The following is a 13,977-nucleotide window of genomic DNA, read 5'->3' as shown; positions in this document are numbered from 1 at the left end:
CGAATGACCCAAAGCTGACCTGTCCATTCATTAGCGCGGTCGACTCCTAGCGGACGAGTGAACTGTCGTCGGGCTCGGCCAAGAAGCGTTGAACCGCGTTGAGATTGGAATTACCATCAAAAAATAGAACAAATGTTCGTCTCTTGAACAAAATTGGTGAGGGAGGATCCAATGGTCTCCAAGTCGACGGCGCTTGCGGTTTTCGGAGCGGGAATGTGGCTCGCTAGCGCTGCACCTGGGCAGCCCAGCAGGGAAACTTCAACGCGCCTGACCTCGTCCTCATCAACGGAAAGGTTCTGACGCTGGACGAACGATCCACCGTCATAGAGGCGGTCGCCATCAGAGACGGAAAGATTCTCGCGACCGGAAGCAGCGCATCGATCAAGGCGCTTGCCGGCGCTGGGACGCGCGTGCTCGATGTGTCCGGCAAGACCGTCATTCCCGGGTTGATAGATACTCACGCTCACTTCAAGGCCGCTGGTCTTGGCGACTATGTCGTCACCATGGGCCGGGCAAAGACTGTTGCGGACGCGCTCGAGGCGATCAAGGCATTCGCGGCGAAGAAGAAGCCGGGCGAGTGGATCGTGGGTGGCGCATGGCATCCGCCGTCGCAACTCGCCGAGAAACGCTATCTGACCAGGCAAGAGATCGACAGCGTTGCCCCGAACAATCCGGTCTACCTGCGCACCGTCGGGCATTTCTCGATGGCGAACACCATGGCCCTGCAAGAGGTAGGGGTCGACAAGACCACCGCGGATCCGAGCGGTGGATCATTCGAGCGCGACGCTACCGGCGAATTGACCGGCGTGCTTGTCGAGACAGCGATCGATCGGGTCGAGAAGGCCGTGCCGCCCTGGACGGAAGACGACGAGATACGGCAGTTCACAATTGCGGAAAGCGTGCTGAACAGCTTTGGAATCACCAGCGCGGTCGAAGGCGCAACGGAAGCCCGCGATATCCGCACGCTGCAGAAGCTTGCCGCGTCCGGAAAAGCCACCTTGCGCACCGGCGTGATGTTCCGGCCAGAGCCGCCAGCTGATCTGACCGCGTGGGAAGCGATCATGTCTGGCAACGGGGCCTCGTCGGGCTTTGGCGACGACTGGCTCAAATTCGCCGGCATCAAGATCTTCTACGACGGCGGCATGACGCTGAAAACAGCGCTCATGCACGACGTCTATCCCGATTCACATGACAACTACCACGGCATCGCGCAGCAGACACCCGACCGGCTGAAGCAACTCGTCTTGATCTGCAACCGCTACGGCTGGCGTGTCGGCGTGCACGTCGTCGGCGACCTCGGTATCGACCAAGTGCTCGACGCGCTCGAATCAGCCGACAAAGAAAAATCGATCCGGGATCGTCGTTTCGTCCTCATCCACGCCAGTCTGATCAGGCCGGAGCAGATGGAGCGCGCGCGCAATCTAGGGGTCCGCATCGATTTCCAGAACGTCTTCATGTGGGACAAGGCCGCGACCGTCGAGCGATTTCTGGGGCGGGCGACCGCTGACCGCGCCGTGCCGACCAGGACGTTGATTGCGAAAATGGGCCTCGACAGTCTCGGTGCCGGAACGGACTTCCCCGTCAATCCGATCAACCCTTTTCTCAACATGTACATCATGGTGACCAGGAAGGATCCGAACGGAAACGTCTTTGGCGCAGCGGAAGCTATTACTCGCGAGCAGGCCCTGCGCCTCTACACCAGTGCGGCTTCGCGCTACACGTTCGATGAAGAGCGGAAAGGGACGATTGAGCCTGGAAAGCTTGCCGACTTCGTGGTGCTCTCCGCGGACTACATGGCGGTGCCGGAAGAGCAGATCAAGGACATCAAGGCGGATCTGACGCTGGTCGGCGGCAAGGTCGTCTTTCAGCGCTGAACCGTAGCCTCGGCAAACTAGCATCGAGGCGCCAAGGATCGCCGGCCGTTTGGCTAGGGTCCGGTTTTGGGCCCTTCAGAGACATGCCGACCGCTATGCTGGATGTCCGCATTCGAGGACAAAGCGGAGAACATGAGCTCACACTAGGCTCTTCTCAGTTTGACCGTTGCGGAAGTGGTTGGCTTTAGGGGCGAGCGCCATAAACCTTCGTATCGTATCCGTGACCCCTTTAGATGCCGCACGGTTACCTACGTTCAATTGAGCCGCTGATCGCGATCGTCTTAGGCTGGGTGCGTTGGAAAAGTGCATACGCTCATGAAGTGCGACAGTGAAAATGGGATGATGGACGAACAGCGAACGACATTGGGCGCAAGATGAACAATCGCTTTTGGCATGCAAGGCTTGTTGCATTCACCGTCATGCTGTCGATTTCCACAATCGGTCACGCTCGCGCCCACGATCATCAACACCCTGAGTTGAACAGTTGGTATGAGAGCTTGTACAGTGGCAAAGGGCCCTGCTGCGATGGCAGTGATGCGAGGCGCGTTGATGACGCCGATTGGGAAACTAAGGACGGTCACTATCGCGCACGCATTGATGGCGAGTGGGTTGATGTTCCGAACGACGCCGTCGTGGATGGACCGAACCGCGCTGGTCGCACGATGGTCTGGCCCTACTATCTGAACGGCGCTTTAGTTGGCGTCAGATGCTTCTTGCCGGGGAGCATGGGCTGATCGCGACCGCAGGCCGATCACGCCTTGCACATAAGCGTGAGTGAGATATGTCCAATCCCGTCGCAAAAATCGTCGATCGTCACCTGAAAATCTGGAACACTCGACACGCCGCTGAGCGCATCACGAGTATCCCTTCAACCTATGCAGAAGACGTGGTCATCGGCGAGCCGACGGCGTGGTTTTCAGGTTTTGCGGGCATTGAACTTGCGATTAGAGCGGTACAGGCACAGATGCCGGGAATGGACCTTGCGGTCACCGGCCCGATCCAGACAACGGGGGACGTGTCTACGTACACTTGGGCGCTCGCGGGGAAAGACGGCAACCCCGTTGTCAAGGGCCGCGATGTGATCACGGTGAAGCACGAACGGATTATCAGTCGATACATTTTTTTCGACACCTGACCTTTAGCAGGCTGTTGAAGAAGTAGCCAATCGGCGGGCGATAAAGGGAATGTCGTCGCCGCCTTCGAGGCATATCTCACCTTCAAGGGAGCCATCGGCGCGTTTTTCTGCCCAGCCATGGCCTCCTGCGGGCTCCATCTCGTCGTTGCCATCCCATGTAAACTCGACGGCATCACTGTCGCATCGGCCATATATTGCCCCCGTGAGTCAATCCAGGGCGAACTCACAGCCTTCGTTTGTGAACAGAATGTAAGATTCCGCTCCAGCCATGTCGTGATCGGGCGTTTCCACCACACGCCATTTGCCCCGCACGCTCATAGCTGCACCGCCAGCAGCTTGGGCAGGCGGATCAGATTGTCGGCCGCAAGCGCCAACGTAAAGACGGCGTCCACACGCTCGCGCCCACGCAGCTTTACCTTGGCCAGACCGGCGGAACTCTTGATCCACCCGAACACCTCCTCAATCCGTTTGCGGCAACGTTGGCTGATCTCGTAGCCGGCATGGCGGATGGTGCGGGCGTCGACCGCCGTCTTGCGCGGGACGCCTGTCTTGCTGAGGTGTCCGTCGATCGCGATGTGCGCCGTCACTGATCGTTCTCTCAAGTCGCGCACGAACTGCGTAACGTCATAGGCCTTGTCCGCGCCGAGCGTGATCCGCCGCCCCCTGGGATGGCGACTATCAATCAACGCCAGCGCTGTCTCTCGTTCGGCAGTGCCGGTGGCCTGGCTGACGATGCCGCCGACCGCCAGGCCATGACGGTTCTCCATTAGAGCATGCCCCATATAGCAGAGCTTGGCCGGCCGCCCGTCTCCCTTCTTGTACAGCCGGGCCTCCGGGTCGGTCGTGCTTTGGTGCGTCTCGTTTGAACGCTTTTCCTTGTGGAAGCTGCGCTCAGCGTTGCGTCCCGGCCCCTCACTGTCGTTGTCGTCTCCGTCCTTCCTGCGGAAGCTCTTGATCGAAGCCCACGCCTCGATCAGCGTGCCGTCCACCGAGAAGTGGTCGCTCGACAATAGCCGCTTCACTTTCGGCTGAGCCATTACCGCCGAGAGGAACTTAGCAGCGATCTCGCCCTCCAACAGCCGGTCGCGGTTCTTGGAGAAGGTCGAGTGGTCCCATACAGGATCGTCCACGCCCAGACCGACAAACCAGCGGAACAACAGGTCGAACTCTAGCCGCTCCATCAATTGTCGCTCCGAGCGGATGCCATAGAAGGCTTGCAGCAACATGGCCCGAAGCAGCCTCTCCGGTGCAATCGAGGGCCGGCCAAAGTCCGTGTAAAGCCCCGCAAAAGCCGTCGATAGATCGCTCAGCGCAGCGTTTACGATCTCCCGGATCTTCCGTAGGGGGTGATCCGGGCGAACCCGCGCTTCACGGTCCACGTAACTGAACAGCGATCCTGACCGCTCGTCCGATCCCCGCATCCTGGCCTCAAGATTCAATCATCGAGAGAATCACGTCCAATTCCATCCTGCCAGAGACTTCTTCAACAGCCTGTTAGGACGCGGGCGGCCTTTCTTTTTGTGTGCGCTGCCCTCGTTTTCCGGGTCCTTTGGGGCACAGAGCAAAGTGCCGAGACCGCACGATGGCGCAGTATGAAGATATTTGCAAATTATCATATCGCTGTAAATTATGTACCAGCTAGTACACGATAGGCGGTGTGCGATGTCGCGCATGTCGAACGCTTAGGCGCTGATCTTCGTCGCGACGGTTGTCATGGTCGCGCTGGCAGTGTGGATGGCTCTGTAGCCAACGATAGAGGGAGGCAACGATGGCGGATCGATCAGAAAGCCCGGCCTATGCGGCGAGGCGGCCATCGGTGACGGCAGCAAGGCGAGCGTGAGCTACGTCGCCTTCCGGCTGGACTACCACATCGCACGGGCTGCGGTGTCGCGGTCGCTGAAGCTGCTCGACCATCTCGGGATGATCAAGATTTCGCCGGGGCCGCGGCTGGTCAACGTGTTCCGGCTCTCGAAGGGCTGGCGGTTTCCGCCAACCATGGCAGCTCAATGCACCACGAGTTGGGCGTCTGGGTTCGCGGCTTATTTAATGACTTCCACGTGAAGGAGATTGCAATGACCAAAGCTAGCACCACTCCTCCTATCGTGACGAACGCTGAAAGACATTCATGCCTTGCGTACTCATTGTTTTTTGCTGCGCTATTGGCGTGTGGTCGGTATGTGGCCTTCATCGCCGGACCAGCCGTGCGCGCGAGTGCGAAAGAGCGACTTGATCTCGCGATAGCAGAAGAAAATCGTGATTTCTGTGCGAAGTTTGGAATGTGCGCCGGGACCAGCGAGTTTCTCGCTTGCGCCAATGAGCTATCAGTTATCCGGCGAAAGCAGGTTGACCGCGACCATACGGCTGAGATTGGTCTGCTGTAGAGCACGGGTTCTCCATCACCATCCTCCACTTCTTCGGGCATGACTGGCCCCCATGGCCGGTCGCGATGCTCTCAGGATCAGTCAGTTCGCGCCTTGCAGCAGGCACAGGAGTGGATCTGCCTGCTGTAGGCAATCGTCACAGCCTCGGGATCAGCGGGATTGCGTTATGTTGTCACGCCGCCACGGTGCGTTACGGTCAAGCGCTACGGTGCGTTACGCCGCGGGCCGTTACGGCCAAAGCGCAAATGCGTCCGACAAATTTGAGACAGACTCCACCCTGTTGGGCGATCTTCTGATCGATACCAACGAGCTTCTTCGTAAGGTCTACTTTGCCATCTATAAGACGCTGTCCGAGGAAGCACAAAAAGAGCCGGGCTCATTCAAGATGAGACTGGATCACAACCTCCACCAGGATACGTAATCGCTCATCGACATGTGCAACCTCTACAGCATCACGACCAACCAAGAAGCGATCATCCGCCTCGTTCGCCTTATCCACCGCTACGGCAACCTGCCGCTGATGCCGGGCGTTTTTCCGGATTATCCTGCGCCGGTGATCCTGACCACCGACGAGGAGCGAGACCTTTGGATGCGCGCGCCGTAGAATGAAGCCAAGCGCCTGCAGCCAGGGCACGTGGCGCAGGAACAACTCCGATGGATAATCGGCGCGTTTCTTACGCGGGCTTGATCATATCCCGTGCATAGGCCAGGCCGATACCATATCCGCCACCGTGAGCCTCCACGATCGCTCGCGCCCCGTCATAGGTCTCATGCCGGGTCCAGTCGCGCTGGAGTTCAAGAAGGACCTGGATCCACGACGTCGGCTTCGCCCCCGCCGCTTCCATCCGTCGCATCGCCAGATCGTGACTGACCGGAGTGAGCCCACCGCAAGCGTCGCCTACGACGTGTACCTCATACCCCGCCGCGCGGGCGGAGAGCACCGGAAAAGTCACGCACGCTTCTGTCAACAGCCCCGAAAAGATCAGCTTCTGCCGTCCGGTCGCCACGATCGCGCCGCGCGCAGCGTCGTCCTCCCACATGTTCATGTTGCGGCGTTCGATCGCGACCACTTCGGGAATCGCGGCGTGAATCGCGGTCATCAGGGGGCCGCTGTAGACCTTGGTGGCGGACGTAGACGCCACGATCGGCATGCCGAAAACGGTGGCAGTGCGCGCTAGAGCGATCACGTTGTTCAGAAGCATTTGGCGATCGATCGACCCACGCCGAAAGCAAGTCCGGCTTGCTGATCGACCAGCACCAAGGCGCAATCCTTTGGCTCGGCCAGAATGTCGGGCATTGGCCTTGCGGTTCCAGGTCCGTGTGTCATGATTCCGTTAACTCCAAACATTGGGGATTTAGTACCGCGGCTTTGCTTCTGCTCCCGACAGCATAGCCTTGAAGGTGATTTCGATCAGCTGTTCAGGAAAGGCCAGTCTCGTCACACCGATCAGGTTGCTAGCGCACTGAGGTCGTGCCGTGCCGTAGGCCTCCTTGCGCACCTTGCCCGCGGCGGCGAATGCGGCGTCGACATCGAGGACATAGAGCGTCTCCTCGACGACGTTGTCCAGCGTTGCTCCGAAGCGCGCCAAAAGCTTGACGGCATTGGCGTAGGTCGCACGCATCTGCTGTTCCATCATCGAGAACTCGGCCGGCTTGCCGGATTCGTCGACAGAAGCAGGCGCGATCAGGTTCCCCTTCTCGTCGTGGCTGAGCTGACCCGAGACGTGGATCGTGTCACCAACCTTGATCGCCTGTGCGTATCCGTACGCATCTTCCCACGGCACGCCGAAATAGGCGGCCTCTCTACCATTCACCACGGCTGCGTTTACGTCATTGCTTTGCATATCGGGCCTCCTGACTTCTCAATCTGGCATCGCGTCTCGGTGGCGGCACTGAAAAGTTCGGTACGACGATGCTCTGGAGAATGACCTTGCAACCCCGGCGAGGGAAATCACCTCTCGCCATAGAGTCGATAGACGATCGTTATTGACGCCGCGCCGCGTGATGCGTAGCGACGAATGCCACCAGCCGCATCTGCGGAGACTCCCGTTGCCGCCCCTGGACCAATCGAGGTTGCGCGTGCCAACGCGCTGCCGTCCTTGACCATGACGCCGCTCCTACGGTTGATTTGTCGTGTGCCACGTCGCCGACCGGATGCCGGACCGAGGTAAGAGGGGGAAAGACATCGTCATTTTGCAGATGGGGCAGGATGGCTACGGAAAAATTTCGGAAATCCGGAATTGCGTTACCTGGGTAACGATCAAGCTGTTCTTGCACACTCAGGTCTGGTGGTAGCATGAAGCCAAGTCCCCGACCCACCACTCGATCCGAGCTGACCCGGACGCGTTACGTCGCCTCTTGGCCCAGGCCGTATGAAAACTCCGCCTCTGCTATTATTCTCCAATGAATCGGCGGGGACGAGCGATGGCGGGATTCGTGGAAGGGGTTGATCGCGGACAGAGCACGTTGTTCCCCGCGCTGCTCGACGACTACGTGGCCGAGGACAATCCGGTGCGTGCGGTTGATGTGTTCGTCGACGGGCTCGATCTGGATAAGCTCGGCTTCGTTGGCGTCCAGCCACTCGAGACGGGGCGACCCGGCTACCATCCCGGCATGATGCTCAAGCTCTACATCTACGGCTACCTCAATCGCGTGCCGTCGAGCCGACGCCTGGAGCGGGAATGCCAGCGCAATATCGAGATGATCTGGCTGACCGGGCAGTTGGCGCCGGACTTCAAGACCATCGCGGATTTCCGCAAGGACAATGGCAAGGCCATTCGTGAAGTCTGCCGCGAGTTCGTCGCGCTGTGCCGCAAGCTTGATCTGCTTGTTGCAGCGAGCGTCGCCATCGATGGATCGCAGTTCAAGGCCGTCAATGCGCGGGACAAGAACTTCACCGAGGCGAAGATGAAGCGGCGCCTGGAGCGGATCGACGAGAGCATCGCCCGCTATCTCTCGCAGCTCGAGACCGCCGATCGGCACGGCGATGCAGTGCCAGAGGCGAAAGTTGCGAGGTTTCACGAGGTGACCAACGTGGGCACCGATCGCCACCAACTCGCCAACATGGCCGGACAGGCGCGCGACGAGATGGCTGTCGAGATGCTCGAAGTCGTCGCAGACCGCGGCTATTACGATGGAGACGAGATCAGGGCCTGCGAGGAAGCCGACATCACGGTGACATTGCCGAAGCCGATGACTTCGGGCGCCAAAGCTGCTGGCCGCTTCGGCAAACAGGACTTCGTCTATGTCGCCGCCGACGATGTCTATCGCTGTCCCGCCGGCGAGCGGCTAACTTATCACTATACGAATGTAGAGGACGGAAAGATACTGCGCCGCTATTGGACAAGCAGCTGCAAAACCTGCGCGCTAAAAGCCCAGTGCACGACAGGCCCCGAGCGCCGCATCTCACGCTGGGAGCACGAGGCCGTTCTGGAGAAGGTTCAAGATCGGCTCGACCACAACCCCAATGCAATGGGGGTCCGCCGTCAGACAGCGGAGCATCCGTTCGGCACGATGAAGTGTTGGATGGGAGCAACGCACTTTCTCACGAAAAAGCTGCCAAAGGTGGCCACCGAGATGACGCTCACCGTGCTCGCCTACAACATGAAACGCGTGATGACGATCATGGGCGTAGGCGGATTGCTGGAGGCGACGCGGGCCTGAGGCCAGCCTCTGCGCGACCAAATCAGCGCCTACATGAAGCTCTTGGTTGCTACTGAAATGACAGGAGGTCGATTCCACCGAGATGGAAACTCGGCGGCCACGAAATGCGCCGGTGCGCTCCAAGTTGCGCCATTTCCACACGGCCTGGGCCCAGAGCCGGTTGCGACGGAGGGGCAGAGCATATCCGCTCTGCCCAGTCAGTTGAGACCTCCACCTGTTCTGCTATTGCGAGTGCGCCATCGACCTCAATTCCGAGGTAGCGGACCGTGCTCTCGATTTTTGTATGCCCCAGCAGAAGTTGCACGGCTCGCAAGTTGCCGGTGCGACGATAGATAAGCGTCGCCTTGGTTCGACGAAGTGAATGCGTTCCGAACAGGCGAGGGTCCAATCCTATACCAGCCAGCCAGTCCGACAGCAGGCGTGCATACTGCCGCGTCGTCAAGCTGCGGTCCGGCCCCCTGCGGCCGGTGAATAGACGATCTCCTGGCTTTTTGCCGCTTGCCCTCAGATAGTCATCGATGGCCTGGCGGGTCGCCTCAGTAAGTTCGAATTTGACCGCCCGACCAGTCTTTTTCTGTCGAACGCTCGCTCTATCGGCTGCATAGCCGCTCGGCGCAATGTCAAAGTGCTACACACCACCGGCACCGTGCACGACGGCAATATGCTCCGCTACCGCGCCTCCAAATTCGACTGCGATGCGTGTGCGCTGAAGATGCGATGCTGTCCGAATATGGCTGCCCGACAGATACCCCGTGATGTCCACGAAGATGCCCGCGATATCGCGCGACGGCTGATGGGGACAAAGCGCTTCCTCAAATCGCGGGATGAGCGCAAGCGCGTCGAGATGCGTTTTGCTCATCTCAAGACCCACCACGGGTTCGAGCGCATGCGGCTTAGAGGCCTCTCCGGCGCCCGCGACGAGTTTCACCTTGCCGCCATCGTGCAGAATCTCAAGACGATGGCGGTCCGTCTACTCGGTTCGCCAACAGGTCGAGTGTGCGCGTCGCTTGCGTAAGTGTCACCGCAATCCGGGCGAGGTGTTCGCCGACTAGGCCGTGACGTCAGCGAGAAAGACGCCGAAACCGCTTTCCAAACAGCGGGCCGATCGCCACAGGGCCTTTTTTGACAGCATCGACCCAAAAGAGACTTTAACGTTCGAGTTGCAGGATCACGATCACATGCGCCATCTCGTAGCGAAATCTCGGTAAATGCGATCCAAAGCGTCGTTTGTTTCTAGCGTTGCGACCACCGAAATTCGCGAGGAGTAGTACCGAGCATATAATGGAAATGACGCGCTAAATGACCTTGGTCGAAAAAGCCCACGGCGATCGCAATTTCCGCCAACGAGAGATCCGTCTGAACCAGCATCTCCTGGGCGCGCTCGACTCGCTTTTGCGTGAGGTAGACATGCGGGGTTACCCCGACGGATTGCTTAAATTGTCGCGCAAAATGATGCACTGATATTCCTGCTACTCCAGCCAGCATCGACAGATCGATACCTTCGCCCAAATGCACTTCCACGTATTCCTGCACCCGACGCATCGTGCGGGGGGACAATCCGCCGCGTGCTTGCTGTGCTTGCGGCAGCGTCGAAATATCAATCGAGCCCAGGCGCGGGCGTGTGTGCAGGTTGCGGTTCGTTGGATTGCTCGAGGCACGCATAGGGTGATCGGGTGGGGTCACAAGCGCGGGCCGGCTGTCATTGCTGCCGGCGATCAGCAATCGCGCAGAGATATCGGTCCGGTCCTGACGCCGGAAGAGGTGGACGTCTCGCTCGAAGATCGACCACAAGCTGATACCCGCCCGGAGGCCGCGATCATCGAGCATGAGGGACGCGCGGGCGACCCGGTTTGCGCCGACAATGCGTTGGTTGCCGTCAATCGCCAGCAGCATCCCTGCACCCCCTCCCGCCGGCGGCGCTACCGCGACGATCCACTCTTGACGGAACTGCTCACGAAAATATCGCTCTTCTATCACGTGCGCTGATCGTACTGTTAGCGCGCCAGTCAGCGCGTGCGCTCGTTCGGAGAGTTCGGGATCGATGGCGGAGACGTCCAAGACTGCTATCAGTCGCCCATCGACCCCGAACACCGGCGCGCCAGAGCAGCTTAAGTTAATGTGTCTGGACCTAAAATGCTGGCTTCTGTGAACAGTGACAGGCCGCTCATCGACGATGCAGGTGCCGATGCCGTTTGTACCTTCCACCTCCTCGGACCACACCCCGCCGAGCCAAGTTCCCCAATGTTGGAACTCCCTCGCCCGCGTGTGTTCGCCGCGATGTGCGACTGCGACGCCCGAGCTATCACAGAACAAGACGGTATATCCAGCTTCGCGAACAACCTCGTATAATTGATCTATCTCTTCCTGGGCGATGTAGATGAGCTTATCGAGCGGTTCGCAAAAACTTTTCAGCTCAGCAGGCGTGAGGATACGTGGCGCCTTGCTATCGATTGGATCGAGGCCGTATTTTTTTGCTGATCTTTGCCAGGAGCTTGATACCGCTTCTATCCCCGGCGGAGGCGTCGCCCCCTCGGCAACCGAACAAACGTGTTCAGCGTGCCCCACGATTGTGCCCAGCGAGCTTGCAGAGCGCTCCATCACCGCACCTGGTTCACGATCGCGGCTTATAGCAATGGCGCGCCGTCCAGTTTCCGACTATGGCGAAACACGCTGTCGTGGCGAACGGCGCCATCAAAGCACCGCGGATACCAAAAAAGCTTTGCCGAAGCGGCCTCAAGCTACACCGCGCGGAGTACCCCCGCAATCACCGCAACTGACGGAACTGACGGAACTCTTTTCGCGTATTAGCAGTGCTGATCCCGACGCAACAATAGATCAAAATGCCCGGTAAAAGAGCAAGGGCCTCCGGGCCGGATCAAATCCCTCCAAGAGGGCCTAGATCATTCGTGGGATGCTCACTTCAGACAGACCTTCGCGATCTTGTGCTCCGCTCCGAACATGCAATGGAGAGTACTATGGTGGACCCTGGACATGTGGGCGCAGTATCAGACAATTTGGCTGAAGTGACGCAGCGCATTGCGGCGATAGTCACTTACGCTCAGGCCGCTCGGAACTTTCTGAATCATCGACCGCTGGACCTGGACGAGGTACGACAAGCGCTCGATTCCATCGTGAGGGACGGCTTTCTAGCCAGTGACGTGATCTACCGGATCCGCGGGCTGCGGGCTCTTCATGGAGGCGCCGCCGAGCGCTAATTTCGTGGTTGCTTAGGCGCACCCAGCCGCCCATGCGACCGATGCGCGTCGCCGGGATAGTCGAGGTCGAGTTGTCACCGGAGCGAATGGTGAGGCCGCTGCGCGAGTTGCAGCGGCGCGCGGGTCTATTGAGCCCTTCTTTGCACACCTGGATGAGAACCGCTGCCGATCGGAACGGCACTCGCCCATACGGCTGCTTTGGGCCCGTTTGAGACATCCAGCGGCATCCGGTCTGTGGCCGCTATCGGGGGAAAAGTGGAAGTCCCCCGATATTAGACTGGCGCGCGCAATTTGGGCGCAGACTAGAGCATGATCCGAAAAAGTGGATACCGGTTTTCCCTCGCGACAAACGCGAAGCGTTTGCGCGGAGATCATGCTCAAACAAAAAGATAGAGCGGAACGATGATTCGAAGAAAAATCATGACGCTCTAGGCCGCTGCGAGGCATGGCCGATAGTACGGCTATCCGGCTGCCGCGGGTCGGTTACCGGGTTCTCGCCCGAGCGTTCGCGCGCCATCGCTCGGAGAGGCTCCGCGGCGAGGTGGCCGGTTTCCACTGGAGGGACACGACCCAGTTGTCGAAGACGGTGTCGAAGCTCCCGGACTGGTAGGAGAAGTTCTCGCCCCCCGGCCAAAAAAGGCCGTGATTGGCCGCGTAGGTGAAGACCGTCCAGGTATGGGGCTCCTTCCAGAACGCGTTGCCGCCGTCCGGGTCCCCGTCGAGCGCGCTGAAGTCAAGGAAGAGCCAAAGAGGTGCAGTGTCGGTACCGAGGTTCGTATCCGGCGTTGAACTGCAGTGCGTTCCAGTAGATCCCCGGTCCGGATCCCGGATCATTATCGTCCACGAGCTTCTGCAGCCGCCAGTAGAAGCTCGCATCGCCGGTCATAGTGGTCGCGCCCGTGAACGTGATCAGGCCAGCCTGCGGGCCTGACTGAATGATGCCGCTGATGGAGGTGGTCCCGCTGATTGTTCCGCTCCCCTGTAGTATGCCGCCGGGAGCAGGCGAATCGGTGCCGGTCGCTGCAACGGTGACCGGGCCCGAAACCGTCCCACCATTCATGAACAGCGTGCCCGACTCGCCGACGAAAACCGCACCGGTCACCGTGCCGGCGACCTCCAGCGTCGCCGCGTAGGATACCAGCACCTCGCCGGCACCGGTTGCTGATCCACCGGTACCGCCCGCAATCAGCGTGCCCCCATTCACCCTGATCAGACCGGACAGCGTGCCGCTGCTGTCTGCACTCAGGGTCAGCGTGCCGGGGCCCAAGATCGTCCAATACCTGCCTGAGATTGAGGAAATCCCAGCAATTGCGCGTATGCGAGCGAGGGACGAAGCAAACGTTTATGGATGTCCCAGCTACTTGTACCCGCGATTTTCAGCACGGTGTTCAGCTGAAATCTTCGATCAAGATCGCCATCGTCTAAGGACACATCGAAGCCGTCGCGATCCACCTCGGGCGCGAAGATGGACAGCGCGTAGTTTGAATGCGCGGCCGATAGCTTTAAGTCAAAGTGGAGACGGTTGAAGAACATCTTTTCACGCGACGTATTGTTGTGACGGTCGCTGAAGAACTCGGCTAGTCTCGACTTCGTCCGATCCGTAGCGCTTTGCGATGCCATCCGATCCCTCCTCCCCCAGAGATTGAAATTTTAGGCAGGTCTTTGGGCGCGATCAATGTCCGGAATTGATCCTGGCTGTGTGAAAAGTC

At 59.3% G+C, this 13,977-nt stretch carries 14 protein-coding genes and 2 pseudogenes; 9 read left to right on the top strand and 7 right to left on the bottom strand.

Annotated elements, in window-relative coordinates:
- Positions 1-410 precede the first annotated feature (410 nt).
- The 3 genes from ACVJGD_RS21220 (at position 411) to ACVJGD_RS21210 (ending at position 3,009) form a co-directional block, all read left to right on the top strand.
- Positions 411-1,874 (top strand): amidohydrolase, encoded by a 1,464-nt coding sequence (locus ACVJGD_RS21220; protein WP_456636157.1) that lies wholly within the window; start codon positions 411-413, stop codon positions 1,872-1,874.
- A 374-nt stretch (positions 1,875-2,248) separates the two neighbouring features.
- Positions 2,249-2,608 (top strand): hypothetical protein, encoded by a 360-nt coding sequence (locus tag ACVJGD_RS21215; RefSeq protein WP_456636156.1) that lies wholly within the window; start codon positions 2,249-2,251, stop codon positions 2,606-2,608.
- 47 nt (positions 2,609-2,655) lie between these two features.
- Positions 2,656-3,009 carry a hypothetical protein gene (locus ACVJGD_RS21210; protein ID WP_456636155.1) on the top strand — a complete coding sequence of 118 codons (354 nt, stop codon included), beginning with the start codon at positions 2,656-2,658 and terminating at the stop codon, positions 3,007-3,009.
- Positions 3,010-3,323: 314 nt separating this feature from the next.
- On the opposite strand, the gene ACVJGD_RS21205 is transcribed toward ACVJGD_RS21210, so the two are convergent.
- Positions 3,324-4,430, bottom strand: a complete 1,107-nt coding sequence (locus ACVJGD_RS21205) for an IS5 family transposase (protein WP_456636154.1) — start codon at positions 4,428-4,430, stop codon at positions 3,324-3,326.
- 415 nt (positions 4,431-4,845) lie between these two features.
- Here ACVJGD_RS21205 and ACVJGD_RS21200 point away from each other — a divergent pair, with 415 nt between their 5' ends.
- The 4 genes and pseudogenes from ACVJGD_RS21200 to ACVJGD_RS21185 all read left to right on the top strand — a co-directional run.
- Positions 4,846-5,070: a hypothetical protein gene (locus ACVJGD_RS21200; RefSeq protein WP_456636153.1), complete on the top strand. Its 225-nt coding sequence runs from the start codon at positions 4,846-4,848 to the stop codon at positions 5,068-5,070.
- Positions 5,071-5,081: 11 nt separating this feature from the next.
- Complete coding sequence (locus ACVJGD_RS21195) at positions 5,082-5,390, top strand: hypothetical protein (protein WP_456636152.1); 309 nt, start codon at positions 5,082-5,084, stop codon at positions 5,388-5,390.
- Between the two features lie 166 nt (positions 5,391-5,556).
- On the top strand, positions 5,557-5,811 hold the full coding sequence (locus ACVJGD_RS21190) for a hypothetical protein (RefSeq protein ID WP_456636151.1): 255 nt from the start codon (positions 5,557-5,559) through the stop codon (positions 5,809-5,811).
- A gap of 12 nt (positions 5,812-5,823) precedes the next feature.
- A pseudogene (locus ACVJGD_RS21185) lies at positions 5,824-5,982 on the top strand (SOS response-associated peptidase); the annotation flags it as partial.
- An 82-nt stretch (positions 5,983-6,064) separates the two neighbouring features.
- On the opposite strand, the gene ACVJGD_RS21180 reads toward ACVJGD_RS21185, so the two are convergent.
- Both ACVJGD_RS21180 and ACVJGD_RS21175 read right to left on the bottom strand, forming a co-directional pair.
- Positions 6,065-6,592 (bottom strand): isochorismatase family protein, encoded by a 528-nt coding sequence (locus ACVJGD_RS21180; protein ID WP_456636150.1) that lies wholly within the window; start codon positions 6,590-6,592, stop codon positions 6,065-6,067.
- A 153-nt stretch (positions 6,593-6,745) separates the two neighbouring features.
- Positions 6,746-7,234, bottom strand: coding sequence for a Rid family hydrolase (locus ACVJGD_RS21175; protein WP_456636149.1), 489 nt, complete (start codon positions 7,232-7,234; stop codon positions 6,746-6,748).
- A 580-nt stretch (positions 7,235-7,814) separates the two neighbouring features.
- Here ACVJGD_RS21175 and ACVJGD_RS21170 point away from each other — a divergent pair.
- Positions 7,815-9,053: a transposase gene (locus ACVJGD_RS21170; RefSeq protein WP_456636148.1), complete on the top strand. Its 1,239-nt coding sequence runs from the start codon at positions 7,815-7,817 to the stop codon at positions 9,051-9,053.
- 49 nt (positions 9,054-9,102) lie between these two features.
- Here ACVJGD_RS21170 and ACVJGD_RS21165 read toward each other — a convergent pair whose 3' ends face one another.
- Positions 9,103-9,672: a tyrosine-type recombinase/integrase gene (locus ACVJGD_RS21165; RefSeq protein WP_456640327.1), complete on the bottom strand. Its 570-nt coding sequence runs from the start codon at positions 9,670-9,672 to the stop codon at positions 9,103-9,105.
- Between the two features lie 27 nt (positions 9,673-9,699).
- Between ACVJGD_RS21165 and ACVJGD_RS21160 the strand changes: the two are divergent.
- Positions 9,700-10,068: pseudogene (locus tag ACVJGD_RS21160) on the top strand (transposase); the annotation flags it as partial.
- Positions 10,069-10,286: 218 nt separating this feature from the next.
- Here ACVJGD_RS21160 and ACVJGD_RS21155 read toward each other — a convergent pair.
- The 3 genes from ACVJGD_RS21155 to ACVJGD_RS21145 form a co-directional block, all read right to left on the bottom strand.
- Positions 10,287-11,651 (bottom strand): helix-turn-helix domain-containing protein, encoded by a 1,365-nt coding sequence (locus ACVJGD_RS21155; RefSeq protein WP_456636147.1) that lies wholly within the window; start codon positions 11,649-11,651, stop codon positions 10,287-10,289.
- 1,350 nt (positions 11,652-13,001) lie between these two features.
- Positions 13,002-13,535: a hypothetical protein gene (locus ACVJGD_RS21150; protein WP_456636146.1), complete on the bottom strand. Its 534-nt coding sequence runs from the start codon at positions 13,533-13,535 to the stop codon at positions 13,002-13,004.
- Entirely contained in the window at positions 13,517-13,888 is a 372-nt protein-coding gene (locus ACVJGD_RS21145; protein ID WP_456636145.1) for a hypothetical protein, read from the bottom strand. Before ACVJGD_RS21145 ends, ACVJGD_RS21150 begins: the two co-directional genes overlap by 19 nt.
- Positions 13,889-13,977: the final 89 nt, after the last annotated feature.

It is taken from the genome of Bradyrhizobium sp. USDA 10063, from assembly GCF_054063735.1.
This window is presented reverse-complemented; position numbering and strand designations above follow the sequence as displayed.

What these genes read in the sequence shown, in the direction of transcription:
- ACVJGD_RS21215 (WP_456636156.1), top strand. Translation starts at nt 2,249, where the DNA reads ATGAACAATCGCTTTTGGCATGCAAGGCTTGTTGCATTCACCGTCATG.
- ACVJGD_RS21210 (WP_456636155.1), top strand. Translation starts at nt 2,656, where the DNA reads ATGTCCAATCCCGTCGCAAAAATCGTCGATCGTCACCTGAAAATCTGG.
- ACVJGD_RS21205 (WP_456636154.1), bottom strand. Translation starts at nt 4,430, where the DNA reads ATGCGGGGATCGGACGAGCGGTCAGGATCGCTGTTCAGTTACGTGGAC.
- ACVJGD_RS21195 (WP_456636152.1), top strand. Translation starts at nt 5,082, where the DNA reads ATGACCAAAGCTAGCACCACTCCTCCTATCGTGACGAACGCTGAAAGA.
- ACVJGD_RS21190 (WP_456636151.1), top strand. Translation starts at nt 5,557, where the DNA reads ATGTTGTCACGCCGCCACGGTGCGTTACGGTCAAGCGCTACGGTGCGT.
- ACVJGD_RS21180 (WP_456636150.1), bottom strand. Translation starts at nt 6,592, where the DNA reads ATGCTTCTGAACAACGTGATCGCTCTAGCGCGCACTGCCACCGTTTTC.
- ACVJGD_RS21175 (WP_456636149.1), bottom strand. Translation starts at nt 7,234, where the DNA reads ATGCAAAGCAATGACGTAAACGCAGCCGTGGTGAATGGTAGAGAGGCC.
- ACVJGD_RS21170 (WP_456636148.1), top strand. Translation starts at nt 7,815, where the DNA reads ATGGCGGGATTCGTGGAAGGGGTTGATCGCGGACAGAGCACGTTGTTC.
- ACVJGD_RS21155 (WP_456636147.1), bottom strand. Translation starts at nt 11,651, where the DNA reads ATGGAGCGCTCTGCAAGCTCGCTGGGCACAATCGTGGGGCACGCTGAA.
- ACVJGD_RS21145 (WP_456636145.1), bottom strand. Translation starts at nt 13,888, where the DNA reads ATGGCATCGCAAAGCGCTACGGATCGGACGAAGTCGAGACTAGCCGAG.